Annotated in this window: 13 protein-coding genes; 5 read left to right on the top strand and 8 right to left on the bottom strand. The window is 75.5% G+C overall.

Annotated elements, in window-relative coordinates; translation table 11 throughout:
* The first annotated feature begins 71 nt into the window (after positions 1-71).
* Positions 72-779 carry a hypothetical protein gene (locus tag ACI78Q_RS00655; RefSeq protein WP_456921362.1) on the top strand — a complete coding sequence of 236 codons (708 nt, stop codon included), beginning with the start codon at positions 72-74 and terminating at the stop codon, positions 777-779.
* A gap of 218 nt (positions 780-997) precedes the next feature.
* Here the strand turns inward: ACI78Q_RS00655 and ACI78Q_RS00650 are convergent, their stop codons facing one another.
* Genes ACI78Q_RS00650 through ACI78Q_RS00625 form a run of 6 tightly spaced genes read right to left on the bottom strand, consistent with a single transcriptional unit; the run spans position 998 to position 8,296 of the window.
* Entirely contained in the window at positions 998-2,845 is a 1,848-nt protein-coding gene (locus ACI78Q_RS00650; RefSeq protein WP_456921361.1) for an ABC-F family ATP-binding cassette domain-containing protein, read from the bottom strand.
* 59 nt (positions 2,846-2,904) lie between these two features.
* Entirely contained in the window at positions 2,905-3,840 is a 936-nt protein-coding gene (locus tag ACI78Q_RS00645; RefSeq protein ID WP_456921360.1) for a transglutaminase family protein, read from the bottom strand.
* Positions 3,837-4,787: an alpha-E domain-containing protein gene (locus tag ACI78Q_RS00640; RefSeq protein ID WP_456921359.1), complete on the bottom strand. Its 951-nt coding sequence runs from the start codon at positions 4,785-4,787 to the stop codon at positions 3,837-3,839. Before ACI78Q_RS00640 ends, ACI78Q_RS00645 begins: the two co-directional genes overlap by 4 nt.
* On the bottom strand, positions 4,781-6,460 hold the full coding sequence (locus ACI78Q_RS00635) for a circularly permuted type 2 ATP-grasp protein (RefSeq protein ID WP_456921358.1): 1,680 nt from the start codon (positions 6,458-6,460) through the stop codon (positions 4,781-4,783). The genes ACI78Q_RS00640 and ACI78Q_RS00635 overlap by 7 nt, the downstream gene beginning before the upstream one ends.
* A 10-nt stretch (positions 6,461-6,470) precedes the next feature.
* On the bottom strand, positions 6,471-7,280 hold the full coding sequence (locus tag ACI78Q_RS00630; RefSeq protein ID WP_456921357.1) for a class I SAM-dependent methyltransferase: 810 nt from the start codon (positions 7,278-7,280) through the stop codon (positions 6,471-6,473).
* Positions 7,277-8,296 carry a methylenetetrahydrofolate reductase C-terminal domain-containing protein gene (locus ACI78Q_RS00625; protein ID WP_456921356.1) on the bottom strand — a complete coding sequence of 340 codons (1,020 nt, stop codon included), beginning with the start codon at positions 8,294-8,296 and terminating at the stop codon, positions 7,277-7,279. The genes ACI78Q_RS00630 and ACI78Q_RS00625 overlap by 4 nt, the downstream gene beginning before the upstream one ends.
* Before the next feature lie 192 nt (positions 8,297-8,488).
* On the opposite strand from ACI78Q_RS00625, the gene ACI78Q_RS00620 reads away from it, so the two are divergent.
* The 4 genes from ACI78Q_RS00620 (at position 8,489) to ACI78Q_RS00605 (ending at position 11,940) form a co-directional block, all read left to right on the top strand.
* A complete protein-coding gene (locus ACI78Q_RS00620) occupies positions 8,489-9,478 on the top strand; it encodes a pirin family protein (RefSeq protein ID WP_456921355.1) in 990 nt (329 codons plus the stop codon).
* Between the two features lie 52 nt (positions 9,479-9,530).
* Positions 9,531-10,502, top strand: coding sequence for a DUF5996 family protein (locus ACI78Q_RS00615; RefSeq protein ID WP_456921354.1), 972 nt, complete (start codon positions 9,531-9,533; stop codon positions 10,500-10,502).
* On the top strand, positions 10,499-11,467 hold the full coding sequence (locus ACI78Q_RS00610; protein ID WP_456921353.1) for a pirin family protein: 969 nt from the start codon (positions 10,499-10,501) through the stop codon (positions 11,465-11,467). Before ACI78Q_RS00615 ends, ACI78Q_RS00610 begins: the two co-directional genes overlap by 4 nt.
* A gap of 62 nt (positions 11,468-11,529) precedes the next feature.
* Positions 11,530-11,940 carry a PPOX class F420-dependent oxidoreductase gene (locus ACI78Q_RS00605; protein WP_456921352.1) on the top strand — a complete coding sequence of 137 codons (411 nt, stop codon included), beginning with the start codon at positions 11,530-11,532 and terminating at the stop codon, positions 11,938-11,940.
* A gap of 88 nt (positions 11,941-12,028) precedes the next feature.
* Here ACI78Q_RS00605 and ACI78Q_RS00600 read toward each other — a convergent pair whose 3' ends face one another.
* Together ACI78Q_RS00600 and ACI78Q_RS00595 are read right to left on the bottom strand one after the other, a co-directional pair.
* A complete protein-coding gene (locus tag ACI78Q_RS00600; protein ID WP_456921351.1) occupies positions 12,029-12,796 on the bottom strand; it encodes a VOC family protein in 768 nt (255 codons plus the stop codon).
* A gap of 87 nt (positions 12,797-12,883) precedes the next feature.
* A complete protein-coding gene (locus tag ACI78Q_RS00595) occupies positions 12,884-14,929 on the bottom strand; it encodes a TPM domain-containing protein (RefSeq protein ID WP_456921350.1) in 2,046 nt (681 codons plus the stop codon).
* Positions 14,930-14,959 lie beyond the last annotated feature (30 nt).

The raw sequence follows: 14,959 nt of genomic DNA, 5'->3' as shown, positions 1-14,959 counted from the left end.
GGTCAGGCCCCCGTTCCTAGCTTTCTCGTCGACACCGCACCGAGGCGGTGCACCCGACCTGACGAGGAACGATGACCACCTCCCCGCTCCCCACCCGCACCCCCGCCGCCGGCGCCGAGGCGCGGCCGGCCCGCAGTGCGGGCTCCCTGATGCTCACGATCGCCGGTGGCGCCCTGGTCGCGGGCTCGCTGCTCTACGTGGCCGGCATGGCCACCTCGCCGCCGCAGGCCTCGCCGGCCGACGCCGACTACATCGCCTCGCTGGCCCGCGACGAGGGGCAGACGGCGCTGTCGGCGCTGCTGCTGCACTACGGCAACCTGGCGGCGGGCCTGGCCTGGCTGGCGGCGCCCGTGCTGGTCCGCGGCGTGCGCGGCCGCATCCCGACCGTCGTCGGGGCGCTGATGTCCGCCCTCGGCCTGGTCACGGTGGCCGGTCTGGTCCTCTTCGACTTCTGGACCGGCGGCATCGGCCGGGAGCTGCCCGCCGACACCGCGCTGGCGCTGTTCGGGTCGGTGCAGGGCTCGGCGGCCGTGGGTGTCATCGGCACCGTGACGCTGCTGGGCCTGCTCGGTCCGCTCGTGGGCTTCACGGGCCTGGCGCGGGCCGGTGTCATCAGCTGGTGGCTGCTGGTCCCGGCCGTGGTCTGCCTGGCCCTGTCGGCGGCGCTGACCTTCAGCCCCCTGCTGTACGCCGGCTTCGCGCTGGTCGGGGCCGTCCCGCCGGTGGTCGTCGGCCTGCGGATGATCGCCCGCCGCCGCGCCGAGCAGTCCGCCGCCTGACCGGACGCCGACAGACGCCCGCCGGCCGCGCCGGCTGCGCCAGCCGACACCAGTCCCTTTCCGGGATGCTCGTGCTCTGCCCACCACGGTGGGCAGGGCACGAAGTCCTGCCCGGCGCTGGCCCTCACGGGATGCTCGTGCTCTGCCCAGCACCGTGGGCAGAGCACGAGCATCTGCGGGAGGAGTACCCGGCTGCGCAGCCGGCCCCGTGATGCGGCTCACCCCTCGGCGAGCTCCGCGGCCTCCAGCCAGTCGCTCTCGACCTGCTCCTTCTCGGCGAGCACGCTCCGCAGTCGCTCGTCGAGCTCGAGCACCTTCGTGTGGTCGGTGGCCGCGGCGGCGAGCTGACCGTGCAGCCGCTCCTCCTCGGCGGCGAGCTTCTCCAGGCGCCGCTCCAGGCGGGCGGCCTCCTTGCGGGCGGCCCGCACGTCCCCGGCCGAGCGGGCCGGCGCGGCGTCCGGGGCCGGCGCGGACACCGCCGTCCCACCGGAGCCGGTGCCGGAACCGGAGCCGGCCGACGACAGCTGGGCCTCCCCCGCCGCCCGGCGCGCCAGGTACTCCTCCACCCCGCCGGGCAGGGCGGCCAGCGAGCCGTCGCCCATGAGCGCGACCACCGAGTCGCACACCCGGTCGACGAAGTACCGGTCGTGGCTGACCACCAGCACCGTGCCCGGGAAGCCGTCGAGCAGGTCCTCGAGCGCGGTCAGCGTGTCGATGTCGAGGTCGTTGGTCGGCTCGTCGAGCAGCAGCACGTTCGGCTCGGCCATGAGCAGCCGCAGCAGCTGCAGCCGCCGTCGCTCGCCGCCGGAGAGGTCCCCCACCGGCGTCCACTGCCGGGACGCCGGGAAGCCGAACCGCTCAGCCAGCGAGGACGCCGAGATCTCCTGGTTGCCGATCCGGGCGATGCGGGCGACCTCCTGCACCGCCTCGAGCACCCGCAGCCGCCCCGGCAGCTCGGTCACGTGCTGGGAGAGGTACGCCGGCGCGACGGTCTGACCGCGGACCACCCGGCCGCGGTCGGGCTCGGTCTCACCCACCAGCAGCCGCAGCAGCGAGGTCTTGCCGGCGCCGTTGACCCCGACGATGCCGATCCGGTCACCGGGACCGACGTGCCAGGTCAGGTCGCCGAACAGGGTGCGCGGGGGCGTGCCGGTCACCGGGTCGCCGGGGACGGCGTAGTCGACGTCCTCCACGTCGTACACGGTCTTGCCCAGGCGGCGGGCGGCGAAGCCGGCCAGCGCCATGGAGTCCCGCGCCGGCGGCTCGTCGGCGATCAGCGCCTGCGCGGCCTCGATGCGGAAGCGGGGCTTGCTGGTGCGCGCGGGCGGCCCGCGGCGCAGCCAGGCCAGCTCCTTGCGGACCAGGTTGAGCCGGCGCTCCTCGGTGACCGCGGCGATCCGCGCCCGCTCGGCGCGGGCCAGGGTGTACGCCGCGTAGCCACCCTCGTAGGCGTGCACCGCGCCGTCGGCGACCTCCCACGTCGTGGTGCACACCTCGTCGAGGAACCACCGGTCGTGGGTCACGACGACCAGCGCGCCGACTCGGCGCTTGACGTAGTCGGCGAGCCAGGCGACCCCCTCGACGTCCAGGTGGTTGGTGGGCTCGTCGAGGACGAGGAGGTCCAGCGGGCGGACCAGCTGGGCGGCCAGCGCGACCCGGCGGCGCTCACCGCCGGACATCGGGGCCACCGGCGAGTCCAGGCCGAGGCGGTCGAGCTCCAGGCCGGTCAGCACGCTGCGGACGGCGGGGTCGGCGGCCCACTCGTGCTCGGCGGCGAACAGGCTGGGCGGGAGGACGACGTCGCGGATCGTCGCCCCCGGCGGCAGCGTGCCGGACTGGTCGAGCACGCCCAGCGCCAGGTCGCCGCGGCGGGTGACCCGACCGGTGTCGGGTTCCTCGCGGCCGGTCAGGACGCCGAGCAGCGTGGACTTGCCGCTGCCGTTGCGGCCCACCACGCCGATCCGCTCACCGGCGGCGATGCCGAGGGAGACGTCGTCGAGCAGCACGGTCGCGCCGTGTGCCTTGTGCACCCGCTCGAGGTTGACCAGGTTGAGGGGTGCGCTCATCGGTCACTGGGAGAGGTCATGGGACCCCCAGTATCCGCCCCGCGCCCAGCGGCTCGCCGTCAGGCCAGGCGGGTGACCTCGACGGTGACCGTGTGCCCCTCGCTGCCCGGCCCGGAGAAGATGCCCTTGAACGGCGGGACGTCGCCGTAGTCGCGGCCCCGCCCGAGGGTGACGTGCCGGTGGGCCACCTCGACGGCGTTGGTCGGGTCGAAGCCGCACCAGCCGCCGTCCCACCACTCCACCCAGGCGTGGCTCTCACCGGTCACGGTCTGCCCCACCCCGGCCTCCCGCCTGGGGTGCAGGTAGCCGGAGACGTACCGCGCCGGCAGCCCCAGCGCGCGCAGCAGGCCGACGGTGACGTGCGAGATGTCCTGGCAGACGCCCTTGGCCGACCGCCACGCCTGCATGGCGTTGGTCTTCACGTTGGTGGAACCCGACAGGTACTCCATGCGCTCGCGCACCAGCCGGCAGACCGCGGCGGCGGTCTCGTGCGGGTCGGCGTCGCCCACCGCGGCCCGGACCTCGGCCACGACGTCCTCGTCGATGGCGGTGAGCGCGGTCGGGGCCAGCAGCTCACCGAACCGGTCGCGCACCTGCGGCCCGCGCAGCTGCGCCCAGCCGGCGTGCTCGTGTTCGGCGGGCTCGGGCCCGGCCTCGACGATGGACGTCCCGGTGACCACGAGCTCGGTGTGCGGGGTGTGCAGGTCGAAGGCGGTGACCGTCGAGCCCCAGTAGTCGCGGTAGGGGAAGGCGGTGGCGCCGGGCTCGATCTCCACCCGCGAGCGCAGCGTGGTCTGCCGGGTGCTGTTCTCCGGGGTCAGCCGCGCCTCGTTGTACGACGACCGCACCGGGCCGCCGTACCGGAAGCGGGTCCGGTGCACGACCTGGAGCCGCCAGCGGTCGCCCGGCGGCCGCGGGCCGGACCGCTGGGTCTGGGTCAGCCCGCCGAGGGTCTGGGTCTGGCCGCCGGGCGTCTGGCTCTGCGTCTGGCTCACGCCACCCCCTCCGGGACCCACACCTGCGGGGCCTGCTCGGTGAAGAACCGGTTGGTCACCGCGGCGCTGGCCAGCGAGCAGGTCCGTTGCAGCTCCTCCAGCCGCGCCGGCAGCTGGCCCAGGAGCTCGGGGGTGCTCATGAACTCGAGCATGGTGCGCGCCCGCCCCACGATGCGGTGCGCCTCGCCGGCGACCCCGATCCGGGTGGCGTCGCGGACCGGGGAGCGCTCCAGCTCGGCCAGGCACGCCTCGGCCTGCTCGAGCGCGGCGAACACCGAGCGGGGGAACAGCCGGTCCAGCAGCAGGAACTCCGAGGCGCGGCTGGAGTCGACCATCCCGCGGTAGGTGCGCAGGTAGGGCTCGTAGGCGCCGGTGGAGCGCAGCACCAGGGTCCACGACGGCGCGGCGTCGCCGGCCAGGACGCGGGTGGAGATGATGCGGGCGGTCATGTCCACCCGCTCCAGCGAGCGGCCGAGGATGAGGAACAGCCAGCTCTCGTCGCGGCTCATCGTGGAGTCGGCCAGCCCGAACACCATCGCCGAGCGCTCGCGGACGAACCGGAACAGCGAGTGCGGGCCGTACCGCCGGGCCATCGTCCGCTGCTGCGGCAGCGCGTTGTGGGTGACGTTGAGCGACTCCCAGATCTCGGCGGAGAGCACCTCGCGGGCGCCCCGGGCGTTCTCCCGCGCCGCCGACAGCGCCCCGACGATCGAGCTGGGGCTGGCCCGCTCGAACGCCAGCGTGGCCAGCACCCGCTCGGTGTCGGCCTCGTCGTCGGGCACCTGGGCGCCCATGAGCGACAGCAGCGTGGCGCAGGCGCTGCGCTCGTCGATCCACGGGTCCTCGACCAGCCGCTGGGTGTGCACGTCGAGGATGCGGGCGGTGTCGTCGGCCCGCTCCACGTAGCGGCCGATCCAAAACAGGGACTCCGCGATCCGGCTCAGCATGCCGATCCTCCCGGGACTCGCGAGCTCGACCAGCGGTCTGGCCCCGTCCGGAGGCTCGGCCCGAGCGTGCGAGGGCTGAGAGGGACGGGGTCCTCCATCTGCTGCTGTTGCTGGGACTGGTCGACCAGGACGTCGCCGGCCGGCCCGGGGTCGGGTGCCGGTGACTCCTCGGCCAGGTCGGCGGTGGTGAACTCGATCCGGGTGAGGTCGGCCGCGGGCTCGTCGGCCTCCGCCGCCGGCCGGGGCGGGCTGAGCACCCAGGTGTCCTTGGAGCCGCCGCCCTGGCTGGAGTTGACCACCAGCTCGCCCTCGGGCAGCGCCACGCGGGTGAGCCCGCCGGGCAGCACCCACACCTTCTCGCCGTCGTTGACCGCGAACGGCCGCAGGTCCACGTGCCGCGGGGCGATCCGCCCACCGACCAGCGTCGGGCAGGTGGACAGGCCGATCGGCTTCTGCGCGATCCAGTCCCGCGGGCGGGCGCGGACCTTGACGGCCAGCTCCTCGAGGGTCCGCTCGTCGGCGCGCGGGCCGATGACGATGCCCTTGCCGCCGGAGCCGTCGACCGGCTTGAGCACCAGCTGGTCCAGCGAGTCCAGCACCCACGCGACGACGTCCGGCTCGTCGAGCCGGTAGGTGTCGGCGTTGGCCAGCAGCGGCTCCTCGGCCAGGTAGTAGCGGACGAGGTCGGGCACCCAGGTGTAGAGCAGCTTGTCGTCGGCGACGCCGTTGCCGACGGCGTTGGCGATGGTGACCCGGCCGGCGCGGGCGGCGTTGAGCAGGCCGGCGCAGCCGATCACCGAGTCGGGGCGGAAGTGCACCGGGTCGAGGAACTCGTCGTCGATGCGGCGGTAGATGACGTCGACGCGGCGCTGGCCGTCCGTCGTCCGCATGCTGACCTGGTTGCCCGCGCAGACCAGGTCGCGGCCCTCGACCAGCTCCACGCCCATCTGGCGGGCCAGCAGCGCGTGCTCGAAGTAGGCGGAGTTGTAGACGCCCGGGGTGAGGACGACGACCGTCGGGTCGGCCACGTTGGACGGCGCCGACGCCTTGAGGGCCGCCAGCAGCCGGGTCGGGTAGTCGGCGACCGGCTGGATGCGGTGGTCGGCGAACAGCTCGGGCAGCACCTGGCTCATCGCCGCCCGGTTGGTGATGACGTAGCTGACGCCCGACGGGGAGCGCAGGTTGTCCTCGAGCACCCGGAAGTCGCCGGCCTCGTCGCGGACCAGGTCGATGCCCGACACGTGCACGCGCACCCCGTTGGGCGGCACCAGCCCGTGCGCCTGCCGGTGGAAGTGCGCGCTCGTGGTGACGACGCTGCGCGGAACCACCCCGTCGGCGAACACCTGGCCCGCGCCGTAGACGTCGGCCAGGAACGCCTCCAGCGCCAGCACCCGCTGGGCCACGCCGCGCTCGATGAGCGACCACTCCTCGGCGCCGATGACGCGCGGCACGATGTCGAGCGGGAACGGCTGCTCCTCCCCGGCGTGGGCGAACGTGACGCCGGCGTCGCGGTAGGTCTGGGACAGCACATCGGCGCGGGCGGAGAGCTCCTCCCCCGCCATCGGCTGCAGCGAGGTGTGCAGCCCGGAGTAGGCCGGACGTGGCTGGCCGACCTCTCCGAACATCTCGTCCCACTGCTGCCCGAGGGGGTAGCCGTCGAAGAGGTCCGCCATGGCGACGAACCTAGTTCCGCTGCGTGTCCGGCGCGTTTCGGTGCAGGTCGGCACGGGGTTGCGCGACGGCCACGCCCAGCCAGGGGCGCAGCGCGTCGTCGGAGAGCAGCCGGCCGACCCGGCGCGACTGCTCCTGCGCCTCCATCCAGCGGGGGTCCGAGCCGTGCCGGCGGCCCACCTCGGCGTCGACGGCGTCGGCGCGCTGCGACCACTCGGCCGGGCTGTCGCCGAGGTCGGCGGTGGCGGTCCCGACCAGCCGCAGCCCGGCGTCCTCGAGGAGACCGAGCAGCTCCTCCTCGCCGGGGAACTCGTTGCCCTCCGGCAGGGGCGGGGGCAGCGGGCGCTCGGCGACGAAGACCAGCAGGCCCAGCCGCCCGCCGTCGCGCAGCACCCGCCGCAGCTCGGCCAGTGCCGCAGCCTTGTCCGAGGTGGTGCACAGGACGCCGAGGCACCACGCGGCGTCGAACACGCCGTCGGCGAAGGGCAGCTGCTGGGCCACCGCGGTGACCGACGGGAGGCCGAAGAGCCGGGCGGAGGCACCCGCGGCGGCGTGCATCGGCTCGGCGCAGACCGCCCGGACCCCGCGCTCGGCGGCCAGCCACCCGGCCGGCCCGCCGACACCGGCGCCGTCGTCGAGCACCCGGCTGTCCGAGGTGAGCTCCAGCCGGTCGGCCAGCCAGCGCAGCGCGCCCTCGCTGCCACTCCCCCGGCAGCCGGCCGGGATCGCGTGGCCGGGCCCGAGCTCGCGGACCGCCTCCTCGGTCCACCGGGCGACGGTGCCGAACTCGGCCTCCATCGCCTCGCTCGCCAGCTCGCTCATGCGGCCCCCTCCCTGATCGTGGCGGCCACCTCGGCCTTGACCTGCGCACCCGCGTCCTCACCGTCGGCCGACGCCAGGCCGGAGAGGTTCACCCCCACCACCCCGGGGACGGCGAGCAGCGCCCGCGCCTCGGCGACGGCGGTGGCGATCCCCGCCGCCCGCGGATCGGCCGCGGCCAGGACCCGCGCCACGGCGTCGTCGTCGACCTGCAGGCCGGGGAAGCGCTGGAGCACGCGGGCCGAGTGCTCGTCGGTGTAGACCGCGACCGCGGCGACGAACGGCAGCGTGGCCCCCGCGGCCCGGGCGGCGGCGACGAACCGGGCCACCTGCACCGGCGTCCGGACGTGGTTGAGCACGCACACCTGCGCACCGGCCCGCTGCTTGTCGGCGACCCGCGCCGGGCGCAGGTGGACCGGCGGCGCGGCCGGCGACTCCGGGACGGCGACCGGCAGCCCGGCGGCCGCAGCCAGCTCGGTCAGCCGGGGGCCGTCGAGGTCGAAGACCTGGGTGACGCCGGGCCGGACGCCGGGACCGCGGGCGTCGCCGGTCACGCACAGGACGGCGCCGACGCCGACCGCGGCCAGCCCGGCCACCTCCTGCTCGAGCACCACACGGTTGCGGTCACGGCAGGCCAGCGTCGTCCACGGCCGGCCGCCGGCGTCGAGCACCTCGGCGGCCAGGAGGGTGGGCGGCAGGTCGGGGCGGTTGGCGTGCTCACCGGCCAGGAGCCCGTCGGAGACCGGCCCGAGCACCCCGACGACGCGGCGCAGCGCCGTCCGGTCGAACGGCGGCACGCTGAGGTCGCTGAGGACCAGCGGGGCGGCGCCGGCCCGCTCGAGGACGCTGCCGGGCGGGGGCGTCGCGGACCGCGGCGTCCCGGGCCAGGCCGGCGCGGGCTCGTCGAGGAAGACGCAGCGGTGCTCGGCGACCTCGCAGCGCTCGTCGGCCCGGACCCCGCCGCACGGCCCGAAGACCATGCGCTTGGGGCATCCTGGCCGGCGGGCGTCGTCGTCCACGGCCGGACCCTGACCCCGGCCGTCGCCGTCCAAACCCGCCGAGATCCCGTGATCTCGCACGCCGGCACGCCCGGAACCGTCGGACACCGCCGATCTCCGCCGATCTCCGCCGATCTCCGCCGGGAGGGAAGACATCGGGCCCGCCGAGCGCTACAGTCCCTACTAGTTGAGCCCTCAACCAAGGAGGCCGGCATGCCTGCCGTGACCGTCGAGGACACCACCGCCCTGCCCCGCGTGCCCGTGCCCGCTCCTGGCACGGTGCGCCGCCGGGTCCGCTCGGTGACCACCGCGCCGTCCGGGTTCGAGGGCGAGGGCTTCCCCGTCCGCCGCGCCTTCGCCGGGGTGGACCTGCGCGACCTGGACCCGTTCATCCACATGGACCAGATGGGCGAGGTCGAGTACGCGCCGGGTGAGCCCAAGGGCACCTCCTGGCACCCGCACCGCGGCTTCGAGACCGTCACCTACATCATCGACGGCACCTTCGAGCACGCCGACTCCCACGGCGGCGGCGGCACGATCAGCAACGGCGACACCCAGTGGATGACCGCCGGCGGCGGCGTCCTGCACATCGAGCGGCCGCCGGAGCACCTGGTGGTCAGCGGCGGGCTGTTCCACGGCCTGCAGCTGTGGGTGAACCTGCCCAAGGCGCAGAAGTGGGTGGAGCCGCGCTACCAGGACCTGCGGGCGGAGGAGTCGGTGCTGCTGGCCAGCCCGGACGCCGGGGCCTTCCTGCGGGTCATCGCCGGCGACGTGGCGGGCCACCGCGGGCCGGGCGCCACCTACACGCCGATGGCCATGGTGCACGCCACGATCGCCCCCGGCGCGACCCTCGACCTGCCGTGGCGGCCGGACTTCAACGCGCTGGTCTACGTGCTCTCCGGTGCGGGGTCGGTCGGCGTCGACGCGCACCCCGTGCGCACCGGCCAGCTCGCCGTCTTCGGCCCGGGCGACACGATCACGGTCTCCGGGGCGGTCAACCAGGAGTCCCGGACGCCGGCGCTGGACGTCGTCGTCCTGGGTGGGGCGCCGATCCGCGAGCCGATCGCCATGTACGGGCCGTTCGTCATGAACACCCGCCAGGAGGTCATGGACGCCTTCACCGACTTCCAGGCCGGCCGGCTCGGCAGCATCCCCGCGCAGCGCCTCCCGCACGCCGGCGTCCGGGGCGACACCGGCCAGTGACCCCGTCCCCGGTGGCGGCTACCGCGCCGCCACCGGGGCCTGCATGCTGGCCGTGACCGGAACCGACGGAGGGACCGCCGTGCCCGTCTTCCCGCCCATGCCCCTGGCCGAGTGGGCCGACACCAAGGAGACCGTGCACCGGTTCCTGCAGGTCGTCGGCAAGCTGCGCCTGGCCAACGCGCCGCGGCGCAACCACTGGTGGCACATCCCGTTCCACCTCACCGGCCGCGGCCTGACCACCCGCCCGATGGGCTTCGACCCGGTGTTCGCCGTCGACCTGGACCTCGTCGACCACCGGCTGGAGATCGCCGTCGCGGACGGCCGGCGGACGTCGTTCCCGCTGCCGGGGCTGAGCGTGGCGGCGTTCTACCGCCAGCTGCTCGGCAGCCTCGCGGACCTCGGCCTGCCGGCCACCGTCGACCTCCCCGTGCCGTTCGACCTCGCCGACCGCACGCCGTTCGCCGAGGACGAGCACCACGCCTCCTACGACCGCGACCGGGTGACCCGCTACTGGCTCGTCCTGGGCCAGGTGGCGCAGGTGCTCGAGGAGTTCGCCGGCCGCAGCTACGCGAAGACCAGCCCGGTGCACCACTTCTGGCACACCTTCGACATCGCCGTCACCCGCTTCTCCGACCGGCGGGTCGACCAGCCCCCGCAGGTCGACCCGGTCACCCGCGAGGCCTACTCCCACGAGGTCATCAGCTCCGGCTTCTGGTTCGGCGACGACCAGGTCCCCGAGCCGGCGTTCTACTCGTACACGGCGCCGGAGCCGCCCGGCCTCGCCGACGAGCCCCTGCGGCCCGCCGCGGCCCGGTGGATCGAGAGTCGCGGGGCCCACCTGGCCCTCCTGCCGTACGAGGCGGTGCGGGCCGCGGCCGACCCGCGGGGCGTCGTCCTCGAGTTCCTGGAGAGCGCCTACGTGGCCGGGGCCCGCCGCGCCGGCTGGGACCTGGCCGCGCTGCGGTGCCCGTCCGCGCCGGACCCCTCGTCGACCACCCCCGCAGTCGGAAGGCCCGCGTCATGAGCAACCTCGACCGTCGCCCGCCCGCCCAGGAGCTCGGCGGGCTGGAGGACACCCCGGCCGGCCCGGTGCTGGACCTGCTGCCCGGCAAGGAGGTGCTGCTCGGCGAGAGCACCCGCGTCCGCCGCCTGCTGCCGACGCTGGGCCGCCGGCTGGTCGGCGCCTGGGCGTTCGTCGACCACTACGGCCCCGACGACATCGCCTCCTCCTCCGGGATGCAGGTGGCGCCGCACCCGCACACCGGGCTGCAGACGGTGTCCTGGCTGCTCGAGGGCGAGATCCACCACCTCGACTCGCTCGGCAGCGACGCCGTCGTCCGGCCCGGGGAGCTGGCGCTCATGACCGCCGGCCACGGCATCGCGCACTCCGAGCAATCCCCCGCGGTGCACCCGCGGTTCCTGCACGGGGCCCAGCTGTGGGTGGCCCTGCCCGAGTCCGCCCGCGAGATGGCACCGGCCTTCGCCCACCACCGCGACCTGCCCGGCTTCACCTCCGACGGGCTGACCAGCACGGTCCTCATGGGCTCCTTCGGCGGGGCGACCTCCCCCGGCACCGCGCACACCCCGCTGGTCGGCGCGGACCTCGACCTCGCCGCCGGCGCCGACGTCGAGCTCCCGCTGGAGCCGGACTTCGAGTACGCCCTGCTCGCCTCGTCGGGCTCGGCCACGGTCGAGGAGGCCCCGCTGGAGCGCGGCGCGATGCTGTACCTCGGCACCGGACGGCGATCGGTGCGGGTCCGCGCCGCCGAGGCCGGCCGCCTGCTGCTGCTGGGCGGGGAGCCGTTCGAGGAGCGGATCGTCATGTGGTGGAACTTCGTCGGCCGCACCGGCGAGGAGATCGCCGAGTACGCCGAGCGCTGGAACGCCGAGGACGAGCGCTTCGGCGCCGTGCTCGGCTGGGACGGCGCGCGGCTGCCGGCCCCGCCGCTGCCCCCGGTGTCCCTGAAGGCGCGCGGCCGGGTCCGCTGAGCGGGCACAACCGGCAGGTGGACGGCGTTGCCGCCGACATGGCTGCTCCCGTGGACCCCCGCATGCTCGCCTTCGTCGCCGAGAACCGCTGGGGGGTGCTCGCGACCGTCAAGCGGGACGGCCGCCCCCAGCTGTCCAACGTCGGCTACGCCTACGACCCGGACGCGCAGCTGGTCCGGGTGTCGGTGACCGCCGACCGGGCCAAGACCCGCAACCTGCAGGCCGACCCGCGGGTGACGCTGCACGTCGCCTCGCCGGACTTCTGGACCTGGGTCGTCGTCGAGGGCACCGCCGAGCTCACCCCCGTGGCCGCCGACCCGCACGACGCCACGGTCGAGGAGCTCATCACCTACTACCGCGGCGTCTCCGGCGAGCACGAGGACTGGGACGACTACCGCGCGGCGATGGTCGCCGACCGCCGGCTGGTCGTCCGGTTCCGGCCGGAACACGCCTACGGCCAGCTCCGCGGCTGAAAGAGGACCCCCTTGCCCCCACCGCTCGCACGCTCGCGGCGGGACCCTGCAAGGGGGCCTTCCTCCAGCTCCCGACCCGAGTGCTTCGTCAGCTCCCGGCCGGCGCCTGCATGACGGAGAACGGCGCCCCCCACGGGTCCTCGACCACGGCGAACCGGCCGAACTCGGTGTCCGTCGCCGCCATGGTCACCTTGCCGCCGCCGGCCTCCACGGTGGCCACGGCGTCGTCGGTCGAGGCCACCGAGAAGCACACCGTCCAGCCCTTCGGCGAGCCGGGCTGGTGCCCGCCGAGCCCGCCGAGCGGGTGCCCGTCGGTGGCGAAGGTGGAGTACTCCATCTCGCCGTCCATCGGCACGTCCTCGTAGCCGAAACCGAACACCGCCGAGTAGAACTCCCGCGCCGCCGCCGGGTCGTCGACGGCCGCCTCGTTCCAGACCAGCGCGCCGGGCTCGTTGTAGATGCGCGCCCCGGTGTGGGTGCCGGACTGCCACAGCCCGAAGGCGTTGCCCTGCGGGTCGACCGCGATCGTCATGGTGCCCATGGGCCCGACCTCCATCGGCTCGACGACGACGGTGCCGCCGGCCTCGCGGATGCGGGCGGCGGTCGCCTGGGCGTCGTCGGTGGCGAAGTAGGTCGTCCAGCCCGGCGAGTCCCCGGGGTTCATCAGCGGCCCGAGACCGGCCGCCGGCTCACCGTTCCGGTGCGCGTTCAGGTAGCCGCCGAACTCCGGGTCGCCGCCGGTGTACTCCCAGCCGAGCAGCCGGGCGTAGAACTCCTTCGCGCCGTCGACGTCCGAGGCGCCGTAGTCGACCCAGCAGGGTGTGCCGGCCGGCCATGGGGTGTTCCGAGTGGGCATCGCTCCTCCTCCGGTGTGGGGAGGGTCACCGTGCCATCGGCCTCCGACAGTTCCCAGTGCCCGCCGAGCGGCGCGTGCCGGAAACGGTCAGAACTCCCCGCCGCCGAAGTCCCCGCCGAAGTCGCCGCCGCCGAAGTCCGAGGCGCCCCAGTCGCCGCCCCCGACGTCGCCGCCGCCGTGGTCTCCGAAGATCAGCCCGCCGAGCAGCAGCCCACCGAGGCCGGCCCCGAGCGGGCCGATGCCCCCGCGCCGGGGAGCGCCGTAGCCCCCGTAGCCGCCGCCGTACCCGCCGCCCCAGTTCGAGCCGTAGCCGCCGTAGCCGCCGTAGCCGGTCTGCTGGGACCACCGCTTGACGTCGGCCTCGGCCTCGGCGAGCGCCTGCTGCGCGAGCCGGTCGGCGGTCTGCGCCGCCCGCAGCGCGGCCGTGGGGTCCGCGCCGGCCTGCCGCTCGGCCGCCGCCAGGTGCCGCTCGGCCTCGGCCAGCCGGGTGCGCGCCGTGCTGCCGACCGCGCCGCGGCGGGTGCTGATGAAGTCGCCGCCGGCGGCGACCGCCGCGCGGGCGGTGAGCAGCGCCTGGTCCAGCGCCTCGGCGGCCCGCCGCGCCCGCGTCCGGTCGTCGCGGGCGGTCTGCAGCGCCTGCTCCAGCGCGATGTCGGCCTCCTCGAGCCGGCGCAGCGCGGCGAGCGGGTCGGGGCCCGCGCCGTCCCCGCCGGAGAGCGCGGCGTCGGCGGAGGCGAGCGCGGACTCCGCGCGGGCGATCTGCGGTCGGAGATCGCTGCGGCTGCCCGCCGCCAGGAGGGCCCGCGCCTCGGCGAGGTCCTCCTGGATGTCGGCCCGCGCCGCCGGCACCCGCTGCTCGGCAGCGGCCAGGTCCCCGCCGAGACGGGCGATGGCGTCGAGCAGCGTGGCGCTCTGCCCCACGGCGTTCTCCGCCCCCCGCAGCCGGCCGACCGAGCGCCCCCCCTGCCCGGCCGCCTGCTCCTGTCGGGCGAGCTCGACCTCTCGCGTGGCCGCCGCCAGCCGCACCCCGGCCTCGGCGACGTTCTCGGCGACCGACGCGACGACCGCCGCGGCGTACCGGGCCCGGAGGCCGGCGAGCCGGCGCTCCTCGTCGGGCAGCCGCCGCTGCAGCTCCTCGATCCGCCGGGCCAGCTCGTCCGCGGCCTGGCCCGCCGTGCGCTCCCGCTCCCGCAGCTCCTCCAGGGCCGCCGCCTGGGCGCGCAGTCGCTCCCCGGCGGCGTCGGTGAGCGCGAGCAGCTCGGTGAGCATCCGGCGCTGGGTCGGCTCGTCCTCGGGGATCTCGTCGTCGAGCTCCTGCCGGATGGTGAAGGCCCGGGCCAGCTCGGCGCGCGACCGGTCCAGCGCCTCGGGCAGACCCGGCACCGCCTCCTCCCCGAAGTAGGAGCGGGCGTAGTCGAGGTTCAGCTGCGCGCTGCGCACCTGCTCGTCGAGCTCGAGCAGCGCGGTGCTCCCGCGGTAGTTGAGCTGCTCGGTGGGCGTCCCGGCGTGCGGGTCGACCTCGCGCCGCTGCGCCGGCGCCGCGGCCAGCTCCCGCTGCGGGGCCCGCTTGCGCCGGCGGGTGAACAGGTACGCGGCACCGGCCGCGGCCAGCAGCGCCAGGACGACGACCAGCGCCGTCCCCCCGCCGCCCGCCGAGGAGTCCGCGGCCGCGGAGGACCCGCCGGCGTCGGTGGCGAGGCCGTCGGCCAGCGCCACCGACGCCCCGGCCCAGTCGCCCTGGGACAGCTGCGCCTCGACGTCGCCGGTCAGCACGTCCTGCAGGTCCGAGGCGTCGATCTGGTCGCCGTAGTGCACGCCGTAGAGGCGGTCGTCGACGGCGACGGCCATGAGCACGTCGTCGTCGTCCAGCCCGGTCTGCTCGGCGCTGGTCCGCGCCCACTGGGTCCGGTCGGTCCCGTCGAAGCTGTCCACGTAGACGACGTACAGCTCGGTGCCGGTCTCGGCGCTCAGGTCGTCCACCGCCGCCTGGACGTCGGCCTCCTCACCGGCGTCCATGACGTCGGCCTGGTCGCTGACCTGGTCGGTCAGTCCGGACGGCGGCACGGCCTGCGCGGGGGCGGCGACCACGAGGAGGGCGGTCAGGGATGCCAGGACGATCGTCAGCCGGCGCACGGGTGGACCTCCGAGGTACGAGGACGCCCG

The sequence above is a fragment of the Geodermatophilus sp. SYSU D00705 genome (assembly GCF_054050135.1).
Note: the sequence above shows the minus strand (reverse complement) of the source record. Positions and strands in the feature narration are given on the sequence as shown.